Origin of the sequence: Microcoleus sp. AT8-B5 (genome assembly GCF_036705565.1) — a bacterium.
Classification (GTDB): Bacteria; Cyanobacteriota; Cyanobacteriia; order Cyanobacteriales; family Microcoleaceae; genus Microcoleus.
In genome coordinates, this window is the sequence record NZ_JAUBUY010000001.1 from 180,092 (window position 1) to 197,159 (window position 17,068).

General features: G+C 46.1%; 17 protein-coding genes and 1 pseudogene. 8 read left to right on the forward strand and 10 right to left on the reverse strand.

All coding sequences use genetic code 11. The features are described 5' to 3' along the window. Positions 1 to 12: 12 nt before the first annotated feature. The 5 genes and pseudogenes from QUB39_RS00775 to QUB39_RS00795 form a co-directional block, all read right to left on the reverse strand. Positions 13 to 2,043: a Gldg family protein gene (locus QUB39_RS00775; RefSeq protein WP_333052730.1), complete on the reverse strand. Its 2,031-nt coding sequence runs from the start codon at positions 2,041 to 2,043 to the stop codon at positions 13 to 15. 44 nt (positions 2,044 to 2,087) lie between these two features. Beyond that, positions 2,088 to 2,990 (reverse strand): Rpn family recombination-promoting nuclease/putative transposase, encoded by a 903-nt coding sequence (locus QUB39_RS00780; protein ID WP_333210524.1) that lies wholly within the window; start codon positions 2,988 to 2,990, stop codon positions 2,088 to 2,090. A 114-nt stretch (positions 2,991 to 3,104) separates the two neighbouring features. Then, positions 3,105 to 3,905, reverse strand: a complete 801-nt coding sequence (locus tag QUB39_RS00785) for an ABC transporter permease (protein WP_333052732.1) — start codon at positions 3,903 to 3,905, stop codon at positions 3,105 to 3,107. Between the two features lie 1,882 nt (positions 3,906 to 5,787). Beyond that, positions 5,788 to 6,843, reverse strand: a pseudogene (locus QUB39_RS00790) (ABC transporter ATP-binding protein); the annotation flags it as partial. Positions 6,844 to 7,650: 807 nt separating this feature from the next. Continuing rightward, complete coding sequence (locus tag QUB39_RS00795; RefSeq protein ID WP_332999805.1) at positions 7,651 to 7,860, reverse strand: hypothetical protein; 210 nt, start codon at positions 7,858 to 7,860, stop codon at positions 7,651 to 7,653. A 172-nt stretch (positions 7,861 to 8,032) separates the two neighbouring features. Here QUB39_RS00795 and QUB39_RS00800 point away from each other — a divergent pair, with 172 nt between their 5' ends. Then, a complete protein-coding gene (locus QUB39_RS00800) occupies positions 8,033 to 8,230 on the forward strand; it encodes a helix-turn-helix transcriptional regulator (protein WP_332970604.1) in 198 nt (65 codons plus the stop codon). Positions 8,231 to 8,303: 73 nt separating this feature from the next. Here the strand turns inward: QUB39_RS00800 and QUB39_RS00805 are convergent, their stop codons facing one another. Together QUB39_RS00805 and QUB39_RS00810 are read right to left on the reverse strand one after the other, a co-directional pair. After that, complete coding sequence (locus QUB39_RS00805; RefSeq protein WP_333210529.1) at positions 8,304 to 8,951, reverse strand: Uma2 family endonuclease; 648 nt, start codon at positions 8,949 to 8,951, stop codon at positions 8,304 to 8,306. A gap of 113 nt (positions 8,952 to 9,064) precedes the next feature. Next, entirely contained in the window at positions 9,065 to 10,708 is a 1,644-nt protein-coding gene (locus QUB39_RS00810) for a WD40 domain-containing protein (protein WP_333052735.1), read from the reverse strand. Between the two features lie 196 nt (positions 10,709 to 10,904). Between QUB39_RS00810 and QUB39_RS00815 the strand changes: the two genes are divergently transcribed. Further along, positions 10,905 to 11,177, forward strand: coding sequence for a DUF4160 domain-containing protein (locus tag QUB39_RS00815; RefSeq protein WP_333052736.1), 273 nt, complete (start codon positions 10,905 to 10,907; stop codon positions 11,175 to 11,177). Next, positions 11,167 to 11,619 carry a DUF2442 domain-containing protein gene (locus tag QUB39_RS00820; protein WP_333210532.1) on the forward strand — a complete coding sequence of 151 codons (453 nt, stop codon included), beginning with the start codon at positions 11,167 to 11,169 and terminating at the stop codon, positions 11,617 to 11,619. The genes QUB39_RS00815 and QUB39_RS00820 overlap by 11 nt, the downstream gene beginning before the upstream one ends. A gap of 76 nt (positions 11,620 to 11,695) precedes the next feature. Here the strand turns inward: QUB39_RS00820 and QUB39_RS00825 are convergent, their stop codons facing one another. Together QUB39_RS00825 and QUB39_RS00830 are read right to left on the reverse strand one after the other, a co-directional pair. Further along, positions 11,696 to 12,394, reverse strand: coding sequence for a pirin family protein (locus tag QUB39_RS00825; protein ID WP_333052738.1), 699 nt, complete (start codon positions 12,392 to 12,394; stop codon positions 11,696 to 11,698). A 215-nt stretch (positions 12,395 to 12,609) separates the two neighbouring features. Continuing rightward, a complete protein-coding gene (locus tag QUB39_RS00830; RefSeq protein ID WP_333052739.1) occupies positions 12,610 to 12,846 on the reverse strand; it encodes a CDGSH iron-sulfur domain-containing protein in 237 nt (78 codons plus the stop codon). A 147-nt stretch (positions 12,847 to 12,993) separates the two neighbouring features. Between QUB39_RS00830 and QUB39_RS00835 the strand changes: the two genes are divergently transcribed. Both QUB39_RS00835 and QUB39_RS00840 read left to right on the forward strand, forming a co-directional pair. After that, positions 12,994 to 13,332, forward strand: a complete 339-nt coding sequence (locus QUB39_RS00835) for a winged helix-turn-helix transcriptional regulator (protein ID WP_015177415.1) — start codon at positions 12,994 to 12,996, stop codon at positions 13,330 to 13,332. A gap of 70 nt (positions 13,333 to 13,402) precedes the next feature. After that, positions 13,403 to 13,801: a DUF4112 domain-containing protein gene (locus QUB39_RS00840; protein ID WP_333210535.1), complete on the forward strand. Its 399-nt coding sequence runs from the start codon at positions 13,403 to 13,405 to the stop codon at positions 13,799 to 13,801. Between the two features lie 298 nt (positions 13,802 to 14,099). On the opposite strand, the gene QUB39_RS00845 is transcribed toward QUB39_RS00840, so the two are convergent. Next, positions 14,100 to 15,122, reverse strand: a complete 1,023-nt coding sequence (locus QUB39_RS00845) for a beta-eliminating lyase-related protein (RefSeq protein WP_333210537.1) — start codon at positions 15,120 to 15,122, stop codon at positions 14,100 to 14,102. An 82-nt stretch (positions 15,123 to 15,204) separates the two neighbouring features. Here QUB39_RS00845 and QUB39_RS00850 point away from each other — a divergent pair, with 82 nt between their 5' ends. From QUB39_RS00850 to QUB39_RS00860, 3 genes are all read left to right on the forward strand, one after another. Then, complete coding sequence (locus QUB39_RS00850) at positions 15,205 to 15,417, forward strand: DUF2997 domain-containing protein (RefSeq protein ID WP_333129970.1); 213 nt, start codon at positions 15,205 to 15,207, stop codon at positions 15,415 to 15,417. A gap of 11 nt (positions 15,418 to 15,428) precedes the next feature. Beyond that, complete coding sequence (locus QUB39_RS00855) at positions 15,429 to 16,211, forward strand: XRE family transcriptional regulator (RefSeq protein ID WP_333210539.1); 783 nt, start codon at positions 15,429 to 15,431, stop codon at positions 16,209 to 16,211. A gap of 103 nt (positions 16,212 to 16,314) precedes the next feature. Further along, positions 16,315 to 17,068, forward strand: a 754-nt coding sequence (locus tag QUB39_RS00860; protein ID WP_333408721.1) for an Hsp70 family protein, incomplete at its 3' end; no start/stop codon positions are given.

Genomic DNA, 17,068 nt, shown 5'->3' on the forward strand with positions numbered 1-17,068 from the left:
CTGTCAACTAACTTATCTTCTCTTCCACCAGATAGCGCCCCCAATTCCCAGTCCGAGTAAAGGCCAAATTAGCCAAGCTAAAACCAGCAATCCTACTTGGATAGCCGTCATGTTAATGCGACGGTTAGTAGCTTTTTTCGGACTGATAGAAAAGCTTTGCTGGTCTGGTTTACTCAACCAACTGACTGAATTGAGAAACACGTCGCTATTGAGTTGTTGGTCAAACCAACCGTTAGTCACAAATTGAGATGTGCCAATTACTACCATTCGCGATGTTTTTCTAGGAGTTGAAGGCGCAGAAGGAGTTGCGGTTGGACTGGGAGATGCTGTGGGAGATGCTGTGGGAGATGCTGCTGGTGTTGGCGAAGTCGTCGGTAATGCTGGAGGCGTTGCTTCTTGCGAGACAATCACCGAATAGCTGATTGGGGAAGCTGTTGGCGAAGTTGTCGGCGATGGTGAATCTGTCGGCGATGGGGAATCTGTCGGCGATGGGGAAATTGTCGGTGAGGGTGAATCTATCGGTGAGGGTGAATCTGTCGGCGATGGTGAATCTATCGGCGATGGTAAATCTGTCGGCGATGGTGAATCTGTCGGCGATGGGGAAATTGTCGGTGAGGGTGAATCTATCGGTGAGGGTGAATCTGTCGGCGATGGGGAAATTGTCGGTGAGGGTGAATCTATCGGCGATGGGGAATCTGTCGGTGATGCTTGGGGTGAAGGCGAGGGTGAAGTAGGTGTTGGTGAAGGTGAGGGCTTTGAGGGAGTGCTGTCAGTGGTCGATCGAACTAAAGCTACACCTAATAATAGCGGGCCTTGTTTATCGGTCTTCTGATCGAACTCCAATTTCTTAGTCGTTAAATCGCTTTCCGCCCAACTTTCCTGACTCGTCCAAATCAGCGGTTTTGCCTCTATCCCTTCTACTGGCGAGTTTTCCAAAGCACGCGCAAACGGATAAAATGAAATGCCGTTGCCAAAACTTTGAGTAATCGGATGTTCGCCGTAGCGCCTGACTGTGGGAACCGTGGGGCCCAGCCCAAATCTTTGACCAGTGCCCGAAGCATCGATGGCCAAACGGGCGTCTAGTTTTACGCCCCATTCTTCCAGCAATTTGCCCAATCCCGTATCAATTGCCGGGTCTACCATTAACAATAAACTGCCGCCGCGATCGAGATAAGCTCTTAGTGCTTTAATTTCTGTATCGGAAAACGGTTTGTCCTGGCCGGGAACGATTAAAGCATCTGCATCTTCTGGCACTTCTTTGCGTTCGGTCAAATTCAGGGTTTGGACGTTGTAGTATTTATCTTTCAAAGCTTTTTCAGCTTGCTGAATTCCGCCTTGACCTTCCTGTAGCGGGCGGGCTCCTTTGCCTTGCAAAAAGTAAACTCTAGCAACGCGAGTGCTCAGGATTTCTTCTAAGCCATTGGTAAGTTTTATCTCTGAAAGACCTTGATTTGGGTCGCTACCAAAAGCGGTGCCACCTTTTTGCAGTACCTGTTTTCTGTCGCCGGATTGCAGGTAAACTTCTCCGATGCTAGTAATACTAAATTCCCGCGCTTTTCCAGGTTGGGTCTGCGGGTCAACAAACTCGAATTGGAACTTTTCGCCTCCCTCGCGTTTGTAGCTTTGCAGCAATTCTTTAATTTGGGGATTTTGGATGGGGTCAAATACCCAAACTTTGACTGTTTGTTGCAGGTTTCGCAGTATTTGTTGAGTCTGCGGCGCAAGGGTAAATTGTTGGCTTTCGGTTAAGTCGATGCGGACGGGATAGCGAACGGCTATGAAGTTAATTACTCCGAGTATCACAAAGACGGCGAGGGTAGCAATCAGGGCGTTGGTGCTGGCTTGGGTGGAACGCTGCCCCCAAAAGCTTTGTTCGTAACTCAAATATAGCAGCCAAAGGGCGATCGTCACTGCTCCGGCAATAACTAAACCGACTGTCAGCGGGTCCCATACTCCAGATACAAGTGCTGCTGTTACACCCGCTGCGATGAGGAGGGGGCCCAGCAAAAAAACGTATTTCCAATTTGTTTTCCTAATTTTCATAATGTAAATATTGAGTGACAAAATTATGGTTGAAGGATGTTATTCTATATCGCATTAGCCTGCAACCATGCTGTTAAATCGGATGGCTTGTTGAAATCGATCACGGCATCTCCTAGTTCTTCTAATTCCTGTATACCTAATTGACGGATGCTGTTTTCAGTTTCCGGTTGTATTGTGCCTAATCGCTTCACTAGCTGACGCAATATTAACGAGAGTTGAGCGGCTTTTGTCACCTGTTCTCTTGCTACATCTATGGCAATCTGCTGGTCTAGAATCCACAGTTCTTGCTTCTGCAATTCATTTAATTCTTCCTGAGTGAAGTTTGCCTCGCTGGCAATTCTAAAAGCTTTCTGAATTTCGGGAACTGCACTGAGTGTTTCTGGTACTGTCTCCAGAGTGCTGGTCTTTTCGAGAAAGTAAATCCATTGATCTGCCGTTGTTTCTAATTCTGCTAATTCCTTGCTAAATTTTGGCAGTTCGATAAATACTAATTCTATTTGAGTATCTGGACACTCAAACTGTTGCTCTTTTTCTTTGAAAACAAACCGTGACATAAATTCCGGCTGATTTTCAAACATTTCAAAGTCGGCAATTTTTAAGGAAATTACTGTTTTTAGTCTTTCGTAGCGCTCTTTTCCTGTTAATTGTTGGCTGTAGCTTTTGGCAGCGTTGTACAAAACTCTGTTCCCAAAGGAAGGCACGTTGATCAGTTGAATTTCAACTAGGGCGATTCTGCCGCCGTTAATTGTGGCTTTGACATCTAGGTGTGTGTCTTGGGTTGCGAGAGTTTGAGGTTCTGGTTGGGATTCGATTATTTCTAAGTCTTCGATGACCGGCTGTGCTTCATAAAGGATGGCGTTTAAAAAATTAATCAGGATGTCTTTGCTGTCGCTGGAACCGAATATTTTTTTGAACGCAAAGTCGATTTTGGGATTGATAAATCTCATTGTTTGAGGTATTTTGTAGAATGATTAACAGGGAAAAATAACCTTCCCTTTGCTCTTTACTTCTCTTTACTTTGGCAAAAATAACCTTCTCTGTCTCTGCCTTGTCTAGTGTTTTTAAGAACGCTGATATCGCAAGGCATCGATGGATTGGGCGGTCAGAAATACTCCTAAAATGATGTAACTGGCAAACATAATTAAACTGCTGGTATCGAAAACTCCCTTGACAAGATTGGTGTAATTTGTTAGGAGCGACAAATGTCCTAATGCTGTTCCGAAGGGGCCACCGATACTGACGGCGACTGCATCGATCACCCAGAGAAATAATACTAGAGTGAAGGTGAGGATGGCTGATAAAATTGTGCTGTCGGTGAGGGAGGAAATAAACATTCCGAGGGACAATACTCCTGCTGCTAGTAAGATTAAGCCGCCGTGTCCTAGCAGAAGAACTCCGGGGGGTACGGGTGGGGTTGAGGAACTGAGGGCGATCGCCTCGCAGAACAGCAGGGGCAGCAACATTGTGGTATAAAATGTTAAAACTCCCAGGAGTTTGCCGGTAGCAACTGCCCAGTTTGTTAAGGGCGATGTGGCTAATAGTTCTAAGGTTCCACGTTTGCGTTCTTCTGCGTAAAGTCCCATTGAGAGTACGGGTAGTACGAACAAGGAAAGGGAACCCATGATTCGCAGGAAGAGTTGCAGGAATTCGTAGGCTACGTCGATGGGAGGTTCGGTAATTCCCATTTGGTCTCGCTGGCCGATTTGGGGAATTAACCCGTCGGGGGCGAGGAGGATGGCTATTAAAAAGTAGCCGGTGATTAGCCAAAAGACTGCTGCGATGGCATAGGCTAATGGCGATGCAAAATAGCTTTGTAGTTCTTTGCGGTAAATTGCGACAATATTACTAATCATTACTAACATTTAGGAATTGGGAATGGGTAATTGGGCATTGGTAATTGGTTCATTCTGAGTCGCCTGCGGGTGGTGTTTCACTGCTGTCGCTATCCTGTTTTTTTCTTTCTATTGGTCGCTTTTTGGTAACAGGTGGCTGTTCGGGCGGAGAATCGCTACTCGGTTGTGGCTTTTTTTTAATTGGCCGATTTTTTACAACTGGTTGGGATTCTGGTTGAGAACGTTCGATCGACTTTGGTGCATCTAAAATCGGTTCAGGTTCTAGTGGAGAAAGTTCGATCGACTTTGGTGCATCTACAATCGGTTCAGGTTCTAGTGGAGAAAGCTCGATCGACTTTGGTGCATCTACAATCGGTTCTGATTCTGGCTGAGAAAGCTCGATCGACTTTGGTGCATCTAAAATCGGTTCTGATTCTGGCTGAGAAAGCTCGATCGACTCTACTGTTTCTACAATGAGTAGATTTTCGACTATCGGTTCTGACTGAGAAAGTTCGATCGACTCTTGTTTTTCTACAATTTCCAGAAAATCTGCCACTGGTTGCATTTCTGGTTCTAAATCGCTTATTTCCTCTGGTGTTTCTGCAACTGCTTGGGATTCTGGTTGAGAAGGTTGGCTCGACTCTACGGTTTCTACAACTTGCAGATTTTCGACTATCGGTTCTGGTTGAGAAGGTTGGCTCGACTCTACGGTTTCTACAATAAGTAGATTTTCGACTATCGGTTCTGGTTCATGATGCTCGATCGACTCTACGGTTTCTACAATAAGTAGATTTTCGACTATCGGTTCTGGTTGAGGATGCTCGATCGACTCTACGGTTTCTACAACTGGTTCGGATTCTGGTTCATGATGCTCGATCGACTCTACGGTTTCTACAACTTGCAGATTTTCGACAACCGGTTCTGGTTGAGGATGCTCGATCGACTCTACTGTTTCTACAACTTGCAGATTTTCGACTATCGGTTCTGGTTCATGATGCTCTATCGACTCTACGGTTTCGACAACTGGTTCGGATTCTGGTTCATGATGCTCGATCGACTCTACGGTTTCTACAACTTGCAGATTTTCGACTATCGGTTCTGGTTGAGAATGCTCGATCGACTCTACGGTTTCTACAATAAGTAGATTTTCGACAACCGGTTCTGGTTGAGAAGGTTGGATCGACTCTACGGTTTCTACAACTTGCAGATTTTCGACAACCGGTTCTGGTTCATGATGCTCGATCGACTCTACGGTTTCGACAACTGGTTCGGATTCTGGTTCATGATGCTCGATCGACTCTACTGTTTCTGAAACAACGGGCAGATTTTCGACTATCGGTTCTGGTTCATGATGCTCGATCGACTCTACGGTTTCTGAAACTTCTAGATTTTCGACAACTGGTGCTGGTGGAGAAGGTTCTATCGGGAGTTTCTCACTTTTATAAAAAACATTTTTTACAAAAGTGAGCATCCTGCTTGCTTGTTTAGATATCTGTAGCGAGTAAGATCCTCGGGTTTCTGTGACACCCAAACGGTGATGCTTCGCTTCACTCAAATCTACGGTTTCTGCAACTGGTTCAGATTCTGGTTGAGGATGTTCAATCAACTCTGCGGTTTCTGCAACTGATTCTAATTCTGGTGGAGAAAGTTCTATCAGCTCTACGGTTTCTGCAACTGATTCTAATTCTGGTGGAGAAAGTTCTATCGGCTCTACGGTTTCTGCAACTGATTCTAATTCTGGTGGAGAAAGTTCTATCGGCTCTACGGTTTCTGCAACCGGTTCCGATGCGGAATGAGAATCAGAAAGTAACTCTTCAGCTTCTGCAACTGGTTCCGATGCTGAATGAGAATCATAGAGAGACTCTGGTTTATTTGAAACGGGCAGATTGTCCGGGATGATCGTCGGTTGCGATTCAGATTGATGAGAATCGGCGATCGAGTTTTGAATTTCTGCTGCTTGTTGCAGATTTTGATCGACCTCCGGTTCGCTGTGAACCAGATTTTCTTCTGGTTTCTTTTCAGCCGCTGTCAGCCTTAAAAAGACATCTTCGAGAGTAGCGCGAGAGCGACGCATTTCGCACAGTCCAAATCCAGAGGCGACGATAGCTGTAGCAATTTCTCGTCCGGGTTCTCTTTCCGATTCGCACAATGCCCGCAGGCGGTAGCGATTCACTAAATATTGCTGGCTTGGAATCAATTCCACCGATCGAACTCCCGGCACATTTTCCAAAGAAGGCAACAGCAGACTGTTTACCAAATCCGCCTCCCCTTCCACTTCGAGTTCGTAACCCTCTCCTACAGCCAACTCTCCCATCAAATTTTCGGGACTACCCGCAGCGACGATTTTACCGCGATTGATGATGGTGACGCGGTTGCAAGTCATGCTGACTTCCGGCAGAATGTGCGTGGAAAGGATGATTGTGTGCTGGCCACCCAGACTTTTGATTAAATTGCGGACTTCGATGATTTGTCGGGGGTCGAGGCCGACGGTTGGTTCGTCTAAGATAATGACCGGTGGATCGTGGACGATCGCCTGCGCGATACCGACGCGCTGGCGAAATCCTTTAGAAAGTTTGCGGATTAAAACTTTGCGTTTATCAACCAGGCCGCAGCGTTCGATCGCGGAGGTAACTCGTCGCGCGCGATCGCCCGCAGGCACTTGCTTAATCCGGGCGACAAAAAACAGAAACCCTTCCACAGTCATTTCTGGATACAGTGGCGGGTTTTCCGGCAGATAACCGATGCGCTGTCTGACTGCCATCGAGTTTTCGTGAACATCCATGCCGGCGATGCGGGCCGTACCGCTGGATGCCGGCAAATATCCCGACAAAATCCGCATGGTTGTGGTTTTACCAGCGCCGTTTGGCCCCAAAAAACCGAGAATTTCTCCTGATTCGACCGAGAAGGACACGTCCGCGATCGCTGCGGTCGAACCGTAAGTTTTGCTTAACTCATCTACTTCAATCATTTTCCAATACTTTCAGCCTCTAAGTACCTGATTTCTATCAACACTCTAGCAAAACAGCCATTTTAGAGGCTTTTTGGGCCTTGTTTTTGCCTGTTCACCTGTCCCAGTGTCCCTTATCCAGTAGTCACTTACAAGCGAGCTCTTCTATCAATCTTCTACCGACCCGTTAGCGGTATTTGCGATTAAGCAAGCGTGCCTCAGAACAAAACTGGGTTTTATGTTAATTGCTATTTTAGATTTTGGATTTTGGATTTAAGCAAAAAACCCGTTACCTCTAGCAGCGCTAACGGGTTGAGTAAAATAATTCATTTTCAAGTTTTGTCCTTACCGACACCACACTGTGTTTGCACGGGAACCTAGTGGCCGTAAATTCTCGTTACCCTTATCGATCACTTCTTTCCACCATGTCCTACCGTACCTATCCCGTAGGGAATCGCCGTAGTGCATTTTATCGAGCTGGTAGGCAGTAAAACCGCGCACTATCATACCCGACCGAGTGACTACCTCGCTCCAATAGGCGGGTTTTGTTGGCGACGGGGCAGGATCAGGAATCTGTTCGTTCTTCGACCACCCCTTCCCTTCCAACATCTAAAGATTGTCGGTTTTGGTCAGGGGTGGATCTCTTCACTCACGCGCATTCCTTCCGACGCTCACGCCCTGCGGTAGAGCGCGGGACTCCTGCTGTCTAGTTGAAGCAAAATGCTAGGTAGTAGGGTGCGGCGCGGGGAAATGATTAGCCGATGTACATCGAATCCCTACCAACCGACGCACCCTACCAGTAGGTTCTGTGCCTAACCAAACCCTCAACTAGCTGCCTTCGATGTTGTTAGGCGCTGTTTCTAGGTTGATATCGGCATTAAAAACAATCACAAATTGAGCCTTGGGGATTAACTGCCGGACGATCCGCAGATAGCCGTCAGCATCGGAATGCCTGAAAAAGTGGGCCACAGTGATTCGCTGCATATTGGGAAGCAGGCGAACAACCAACCACCTGTTAAGGCGCTGTTTGTAGGGCATAATTAAGTTTGTCTCCATTCAGTGTTGGAGCCAAAGCCAGTTCAATGCTTGTCTAGGGCGGGGACTGGCTTTTGACTTTTGTTAGACTTTGTGTCTATCTCTAGGTTAGGACACCAACTACATATAGTCAACTGAATAAATAGAATCAACTGAACTAAGTACGGGATAGATAATGACGCTGGGGCAAAAGCTAAGAGAAAGACGTGAAAGTCTAGGTTTGACTCGAATACAAGTGGCAAGAGCGTGTAATGTGGTGGAATCCACAGTAATCAACTGGGAAACCGACAGACACGTCCCCAAGCTATACCCAGCACAGATGAAAGCCCTGTGCGACTTATTGAAATTCTCGATCGAAGATTTAGTAGTGTAGCTTGGGGAGTTAAGATCGAGTAGGTTGGACAATCGCGCTTTTTTGCAGAGAGGGCGATCGCTTTCTATTTGGATTACTGCTGCTGAAATTGAGCCAACAACCAAGCCCCTACCTGTGCTTGATCTTCAGTGCGACTCCGCCGCAAAGCCTCTTCCAACACAGCAATAGTTAATCCCGGCAAAACTTCCGATCGCACAAGCCGCCGACTGCCATTATCAGCAATAATAGCAAAGGCAATAATTTGAGATTTCTGCACGTCTACTACCCAATATTCAGCAACTTTTAACTCTTCGTAAAGCAACCGTTTTTCACCAATATCATCAGCCAAAGTTGAGTCAGCAACTTCTATGACCAAATCTGGCGGTGGGGTAACGTCAAGACTTGCGATCGAACTTCCCCTCGGTGCTAATTGCGCTCTTTCTCCAATATAGTATGATACATCCGGTTGACACTCTCGCACTCCTGTTTTCCGGTAGCTACAGTTATCCAATCCGTTAAGAGAAATACCTTTGATAGTACAAAATAGGTTAATTGCGAAAAGTGCGATCGCATTATCTCGTGAATGATCAGGCCCTACTGACATAGTTTCAATCCTCATTTGTCCGTTGCGGTAATAGCATTTGGCTTTACTGTAAGCTGGGTCATCTGCCATCGCGATGAATTCTTCCCATGTCGCTACCACCCAGATATCAGTTGGCAATTTAGTCTTTAGTCCACTCATTTTTTTATCCCAAATATCTCGATCGTATAACACCACTCAATCAAATGCAAACCCTGTTCTCTCTACTCTTCCTCTGCGCCCTCTGCGCCCTCTGCGGTTAAATAAAAAAAATCTCAACTCCTTTTCCAAATCTTAATTTCCCCCAACCAACCCGCACTAACAATAGTCTTCCCATCGCTGCTAATAGCCACAGCACTAACATAGCCAGAATGCCCGCTCAAATTACCTCTCAAATCCCCCGATCGCACATCCCAAAGTCTCACACTCTTATCCCAACTCCCAGTAACCAGCGTAGTGCCATCCCGACTAAAAGCCACCGACCAAACCCCGTCAGTATGCCCGCTCAAACGCCGAATTAACAGCCCGTTGACCGCATTCCACAACCCAACAGTGCCATTGCTGTTTCCCGCAGCTAAACTTTTGCCGTCGGGAGTAAAAGCTAGCGACAAAACAGCCAAGTTTTTGCCGCTAATCGTGCGAATTGCTTGACCTGTAACTAAATTCCACAACCTAATTGAACCGTCTTTACCGCCACTAGCTAAAGTTTTGTTGTCAGGACTGATTGCAACAGCATTCACCAACCCAGAATGCCCACTCAAAGTCCGCAGCAACTCTCCTGTTTTTGGGTTCCAAATCTTAATCGTTTTGTCCCAACTACCGCTGGCTACAAATTGACCATCAGGACTAACGGCAACGCTCGAAACAGCATTGGAATGCCCGCTCAAAGTCCGTACAACCGCGCCCGTTTCTAAATTCCAAATTTTCACAGTTTTGTCGTCGCTGCCGCTAGCTAACACCTTGCCATCCGCACTCGCAGCCAGTGCGTTTACGGCTTCCGTGTGTCCTTGCAGGGTAGTTTTTAATTGCCCGCTGGGAAAATTCCAAACAGAGATTGTGCCGTTGCTATTTCCTGTAGTAAAATAAGCTGAAGCTAGGGCAAGGGAACTGACAACTTCCGAAGGCCCTTTGAGGGTATTTGTGGCAGCAAAGGCGATCGCACTTGCGGGCGTGCGGGGCGCATTATTCGCCGGAGTTTTCGGGTTTCCGGCAGTAGGAGATTGGGGAACTACTGGCAGGGAAATAGTCGATCGCCATTTCATGAAAGTATTAATTTCTATCCCCGCCGCCACGATTTTATCGGAGTTTTCCTCTAACCTAACAATGCCGTTAATTGCGACAACTCGCCCCGCGTCATCGAGCACCGGCCCCCCACTCATGCCCGCTCTCACTAAGTTGTTGTAGACCAAAGTATAGCCGTTCCAGGGAGTTTGGCGGCCGGTAAGCTGGCCTTCCGTGGCGAGGAAAATCGGCTGTCTCAGAGAACCGCCGGATATCGGCCAGCCCGCCACATAAGCCTTGTTTCCCTTAGTTGCTGCGGAATTAGCTAATTGAGCCAGGGGGTAGCTTTGAGTGCTGCTGAAGGGGACGATCGCCAAATCCGCACCGGGCATTCGCCGCACGAGGCTGTATGATACAGAGTGAGCTTTGCCGTCGGGAGTTACGACCTCGTAATCGCCAGCTTTATCGACAACGTGCCAGTTTGTGAGAATATAGTATGTGCTGCCCTGCTTCTCTAAAATTACTCCTGAACCGCCTTTTGGCCCCTGGATGCGAACAGTAATTTGTTGGGCAACGGTTTTAACTTTGTCGGCGGTTAATGCGAGGGCGATTTGAGGTGATGTCAGTGGGATGAGGGCGATCGAACTCAGGGCGATCGTAGCACTCAAAATAGCCGGAATTGTTCTGCTGTAATTCATTTTTTTTTTCAACTTAACATAAACTTCTTCAGTCCTCTTGAGAGGACTTCAGCTTTGAGCAAGGGACTTAAGTCCCTTGCGGACTGTAACCGCAGGTGCAAAATATCAATACTAAGGCATCTGCACTTGACAAAACCAAACGCTTGGGTTATTATATGTAATATATATAAAATTTTTTAAAATTAACGATAAAATTATGCCCAAAGTTATAGAAGACATCAAGAACAATTTATTTGTTTACATATATACTAACGACCATATCCCCGCTCATGTCCACGTCTTTAAAGGTAGAAAAAATGACGCTAACCAGATGGAACTCAAGATTAATATTGGCAGTGAGGAAGCACCTCCTACTTTAGTTTATGCTCACGATCTAATAAAGAATAAAGACATCGTGAATGCACTTAAACTTATAGCGACCAATCAAGAAATGCTGTTAAGTAAATGGGAGGAAATACATGGCATTTAAAAACTGGGACAAAGAATTAACCGAGGAAAATCTCCGAGAGCAAATAGCCAAAGCCAAAGAAGCATGGAAACAAGCCGAGGCGACAGAACCCCGCGCCGAATCCGTGCATTACAATCAGTCGGAAGATTTAATTGCGATCAAACTAAAAAACGGTGCTATTTTTTCTTTTCCGCCAAAGCTGGCACAAGGCTTAGAAGGTGCTTCACCAGAACAACTTGCTGATGTTTGGCTACCTCCTTCCGGTAGCAGCGTCCACTGGGAAAGCTTAGATGTTGATTTTGGTATTCCCGAACTTATCGCAGGTATTTTTGGGACAAAATCTTGGATGGCTGAATTAGGTAGAAAGGGAGGACAGGCAACTTCAAGCTCTAAATCAGCAGCAGCACGGAAAAATGGCAAGAAAGGCGGACGACCTAAAAAGAATATTTCTGTTAATTCTTGAAATCCTTTTGATGTGTCAGATACCAGCGAATTAAATCCCCGAATTCTTGGATAATTCGGGGATTTCGCATTCAATTTTATGCTAAATCAAACAGCAAAAATTCCGCATCTTCCGCCGCTTCAATCGCCAACTCAGACTCGCCACTAACCGCCGCAGCGTCGCCATTTTCCAAAGTCAAACCGTTCAGCAAAACCGAGCCGCGAGCAACTTGCACCCAAGCATGGCGATTCGGCTGCAAAGCATGAGAAACCCGCGAATCTTTATCCAAAACAGCCGCATACAAATCCACATCTTGATGCACTTTCACAGCACCATCTCTGGCATCTCGCGCCGCCACTAACCGCAGTTTTCCGTGCCTTTCTGCTAGGGGAAATTCGCGCTGCTCGTAACTCGGCTGCAAGCCTTTTGTATCGGGTAACAGCCAGATTTGCAGCAAATGAACCGGGTCTGTTTGCGAGTTATTGAACTCGCTGTGCTGGATACCCGTACCTGCACTCATCCGCTGCACTTCACCGGGTTTAATCACTGCACCAGTACCCAAACTATCCTTGTGTTCTAAGGCTCCTTCTAATACATAAGTAATGATTTCCATGTCGCTGTGTCCGTGAGTGCCGAAACCTCTGCCGGGGCTAACGACATCCTCATTAATTACCCGCAAAGAGCGAAAATTCATATAATTTGGATCGTAATAGCCGGCAAAAGAAAATGTGTGGTAACTGTCCAGCCAACCATGATTAGCGTGTCCTCTTGCTTCACTTTTTCTAACGGTAATCATCTTCTCCTCCTAATTTAAAAATCATGAAAATTGTGGTGTTTGTTTAGCAGCCCTGGACGTAGAAACCGGTTTCTTTTAGGATAGTAGTGCATCGCAGCTTTAATATCGGTGAAAAACCGGGTTTCTTTGGTATTGATGCCTAAGTCCTATTTAGTTGTCAAATGAAACCAAAAGCGGTTGATGCACGATTGGTTTCTCCTTGATTATTGCTGCCTTTAAAGTTTGCTATGAGCGCCGTCGCAAAATGGAGAATTTGCGGTAGACTTGCAGTTGCACATCGCCACAGTTTTTTTCTCAGTTACTTCAAAAGCTAGCGGCACAAATTCGCTACCTTTATGGGAACCGTCACAAAAAGGCTGATTCTTAGCTTGACCGCAGGTGCACCAGTAGTAAGTACCGGGTTCAAGTTCCATAACGGCGGGTTTGTTATCAGCAATCACAGGTTGGCTCATCGTGTTCTCCTTTTTGATTGATGCCAGATGCAGGAATATATTTATTGGTTTAGTTTGTTTGATTTCTGCGATGTTTCTACTTTAAACCGAGTCAAGCTATTATGGGAAGTACGCACTTAAAAGTAGGGTAGTTACCAAAAGGATACTATGCAAGTCCAAGAAGTAAAAGTCGATCGAGCAAATTGCCCTGTAGAACGCACTCTAGAGGTGATAGGCGGGCGCTGGAAAGTCTTGATTCTGCGGGAGTTGTTTCCAGGAGTGAAGCGCTTTAACGAGCTGCAACGAGCTGTCAACGGCATTACTCAGAAGATGCTGACGCAGCAACTGCGGGAAATGGAATCAGACGGGATCGTGCACCGGGAAATTTACCTGCAAGTGCCGCCAAAAGTTGAATATTCGCTAACGCCTTTGGGCGAAAGTCTCAAACCGATTATTAATGCCATGCACGAATGGGGAATTCAGCATATTAGCGAAGATGGAAAATGAGCGGTTTCTAGATGGTTTTTTCCGTCTTCCGACAGATTTCAAATTTTCCAGCTAGTTCAAGAATAATAATATGAACAACATAGAGCGTCTCGCCACCCTCAACCGCATCCGCAAACTCAGCCGCTTGATGGATACCGCCATTGGCATCCCCGGCACTAAATTTCGCATTGGTTTAGACCCCATTATCGGTTTAGTTCCGGGTGCTGGGGATATCGTAGATACCGCGTTTTCCGCCTACCTAATTTATTTAGCAACTCGATTCAATATTCCCCAAAAAACTCTAGGGAAAATGGTTTACAATATCGGTCTAGAAGCCGTGGTTGGTTCCGTACCTTTAGTCGGAGATATCTTCGATGCTTTTTATAAATCAAACATGAGAAATCTGGCGCTTTTAGAAGCACATCTCGAAGAAGTTGAACCAGAACTAGCCGCAGTTGCAGAACCTATTCCTGAACCTATTAAATTGTAGGGCGGGTTTCACAAACAATAATTGTAAATAACCAAAAATCTCTCAAACCCGCCCCCACCCAACGAGAAATGCCGCGCCTATTTTTCGCATTAAAAATGTAGGGGCGGGTTCACCAACAATAATTGTAAATAACAAACAATCTCTCAAACCCGCCCCCACCCAACGAGAAATCCCCGCGCCTATTTTTGCATTTAATATAAATCAAGGTTGATGTGGATTATTTGTTAGGTGGGGGCGGGTTTCTTAGATTGTTCATAGCTGGCCGATATTATTCGTAAAACCCGCCCCTACATTTTAATCATTGATGTCGTTTAACCGCTTCCACGAAAGCAATAACATCCGCTTCCAAAGTATTAAAAGCCGTTACCAGTCTAACAGTACATTCATCCCACCGATAAAACAGAAAACCCTCAGCTAAAACCGCTGTAATTACCGATTCTGGAAGTTGAATAAAAATCTCGTTGACTTCAACCCGATGGAAAAACTTCGTTCCCTCAACTCCCGCTAAACCTTCGGCTAATTTTGCTGCCATATTATTTGCATGAGCCGCATTCTTTAGCCACAAATCATCCGTTATATACGCTTCCAACTGTGCCGACAAAAACCGCATTTTCGAGAAAAGATGCCCGCTGCGCTTGCGGTAAAAAGGGAAAGTCTTTGCTAATTCTTGATTAAAAAAAACCACCGCTTCCGCAGCCATTGCGCCGTTTTTTGTCGCTCCAAACGAGAGAATATCCACACCAGCCCGCCAAGTGACATCCGCAGGAGAACAGCCAAGACTCGCAACAGAATTGGCAAAGCGAGCTCCATCCATGTGCAGGTGCAAATTGTGAGCGCGAACTACTTCCGAAATGTGGGAAATTTCTGCTGGATGGTAGACTGTGCCGGCCTCCGTTGCTTGAGTGATGCTGACGGCTGCGGGCTGTACGTGATGGACGACACCTGCACCAGCGCGATCGAGTATTTTTCCTAAAGTCTCTGCCTCTATTTTACCATGATTTCCTGTTACTGTAACTAACTTGGCACCGCCTGTAAAAAACTCCGGCGCGCCGCATTCATCTACATTAATATGAGATGCCCCGTGACAGTAAACAGCGCCGTAAGGAGGAGTAACAACCGCCAGGGCTAGAGCATTAGCAGCAGAACCGGTTGCTACAGGAAAAACAGTCACAGATGTCTCGAACAAATCCGAAAATTTAACTTGCAAACGCTGCGTATATTCATCATCTCCGTAAGACATCACAGCACCGCAATTAGCCGCTGCAATCGCCGCCATAATTTCCGGCGAAACCCCGGTTGCATTGTCGCTACAAAAATTCATTAGAATAATTGGTAAATAGAATCTATAATATAACTCAACACTCAACCGTCAACAGTAAAGCATTAAACCAAGAGGCAGAATTATGGCAGAATACCGCCAAATAGAATACCGCATCGGCAAAGACGGCAAAATTACCGAAACCGTCCTCAACGCCACCGGTTCGAGTTGCACCGAAACCACCGCCGGAATTGAAAAAGCCCTCGGAAAAGTAGAATCTCAAGACTTGCTGCCAGAATACTACGAAGGCGAAGAAAATTTGGTCGTTGAACAAACCCAGACTTTAAAACAAGTTTAGAAGAGTTAAAGATGTTTGATATCCTGGGTGCAACAGTTGATGTAACAACACTGCCTGCCTTCAGCTTCGCCCTAGCTGTCGGGGGCATTTTTCTAATTTTAGTCTATCTTTATGCTGCATCTGAGGCGGGAGATGCGATCGAGTTTAAGTACGATACAATTCTGCGGGAACGCATGAATCAGCTAGACATTCTCGATTGGCAAGACTTAGGCGAAAAAGCAGGCTTAAGTCGCTTTGGGGTGCGCTTAGTGCGGCAGGGAGACGTGGGAAAACTCACGCTAGACCAACTGAGGCGGCTGGCAACAGTGCTGAATTTGAATTTTCAAGAGTTCGATCGCACTTTGAGCGCGCTGCCAATGTCGGCTACAATCACAAATAATCCCAGCGAAATTGAAGAATTGAGGCAGCAGTGTTTCCGGCTGCGAGAAGAATTGCAGCAGCAAAAAGCTCAACTAACTGCCGATTTCCGCCGCGCTACCTTTGAACAGTTGCAAACTTTGTTAACCAACTATCCCGCCGCCCGCAAAATGGCTGAAGCCAAGCCGGATATGCCAGCCAAAAATCTCTCAGCTTTGTTTACTCCCTTAGAAAACCTGTTATCAAGCTGGGATTTTCAAACAATCGGTTCTGCTTGGGAACAAACTGCTTACAATCCGCAGTTGCACCAGCCGGATGTTGAGGATATAACCGAAGGAGAATTAGTTTATATTCGGTTTGTCGGCTATCGGGAGGGAGAGCAAATTCTTACTCCTGCTAAAGTTAGTCGTACCCTTCCAGCGGGAATGAAAAATTAAATCTAAAATCTAAAATCACTATGACTACACTTGCCAATGAAAAATAAAATCTAAAATCTAAAATCTAAAATCTAAAATCTAAAATCTAAAATCTAAAATCACCATGACTACAGTTGCCATTGACTTCGGTACCAGCAACACGGTTGTCTGCATTCTTAACCCGGATACGCAAACACCAGAAACTTTGAGATTGGGCGAGATGTCCCGCATTTTTAAAACGAATAATTCGGGCGGAGATGTTCGAGAAATCTCTGTAGTGCCGACTTTAGTATTTGTGAAAAATGCCGAAGAGTTGGTGCTGGGAGAAAAAGTGCGATCGCAGCGTTTGGGGCAATCCCAACCAGACCGTTTTTTCAAAGCTTTTAAACGCAATTTAGCCGCTGACTTTCAGCCCCCACCCCGTAATATCGACGGCGAAACCTACACATCCGAATCAGTAGCCGAACAGTTTATCACAAGTATTTGGAAACAATTATATTTACAAAATATACAGGCAGAAAAAGTAATCTTTACAGTACCAGTCGGAGCATTTGAGCGATATCTAGATTGGTTTCGCGACTTAGGAGAAAGTTTGGGAGTTGCGGAAGTTCAGGTAATAGATGAATCCACAGCCGCCGCCCTGGGATATGCAGTACAACGCCCCGGTTCTCTAGTTTTAGTAGTTGATTTTGGCGGCGGAACTTTAGATTTAAGTTTAGTTCGCACTGCTCTAACCCCCCCCTTACCCCCCCTTACTAAGGGGGAGAGAAATCTCGCTTCCCCCCTTAGCAACGCGGGGACAAATCTCGCTTCCCCCCTTAGCAACGCGGGGACAAATCTCGCTTCCCCCCTTAGCAACGCGGGGACAAATCTCGCTT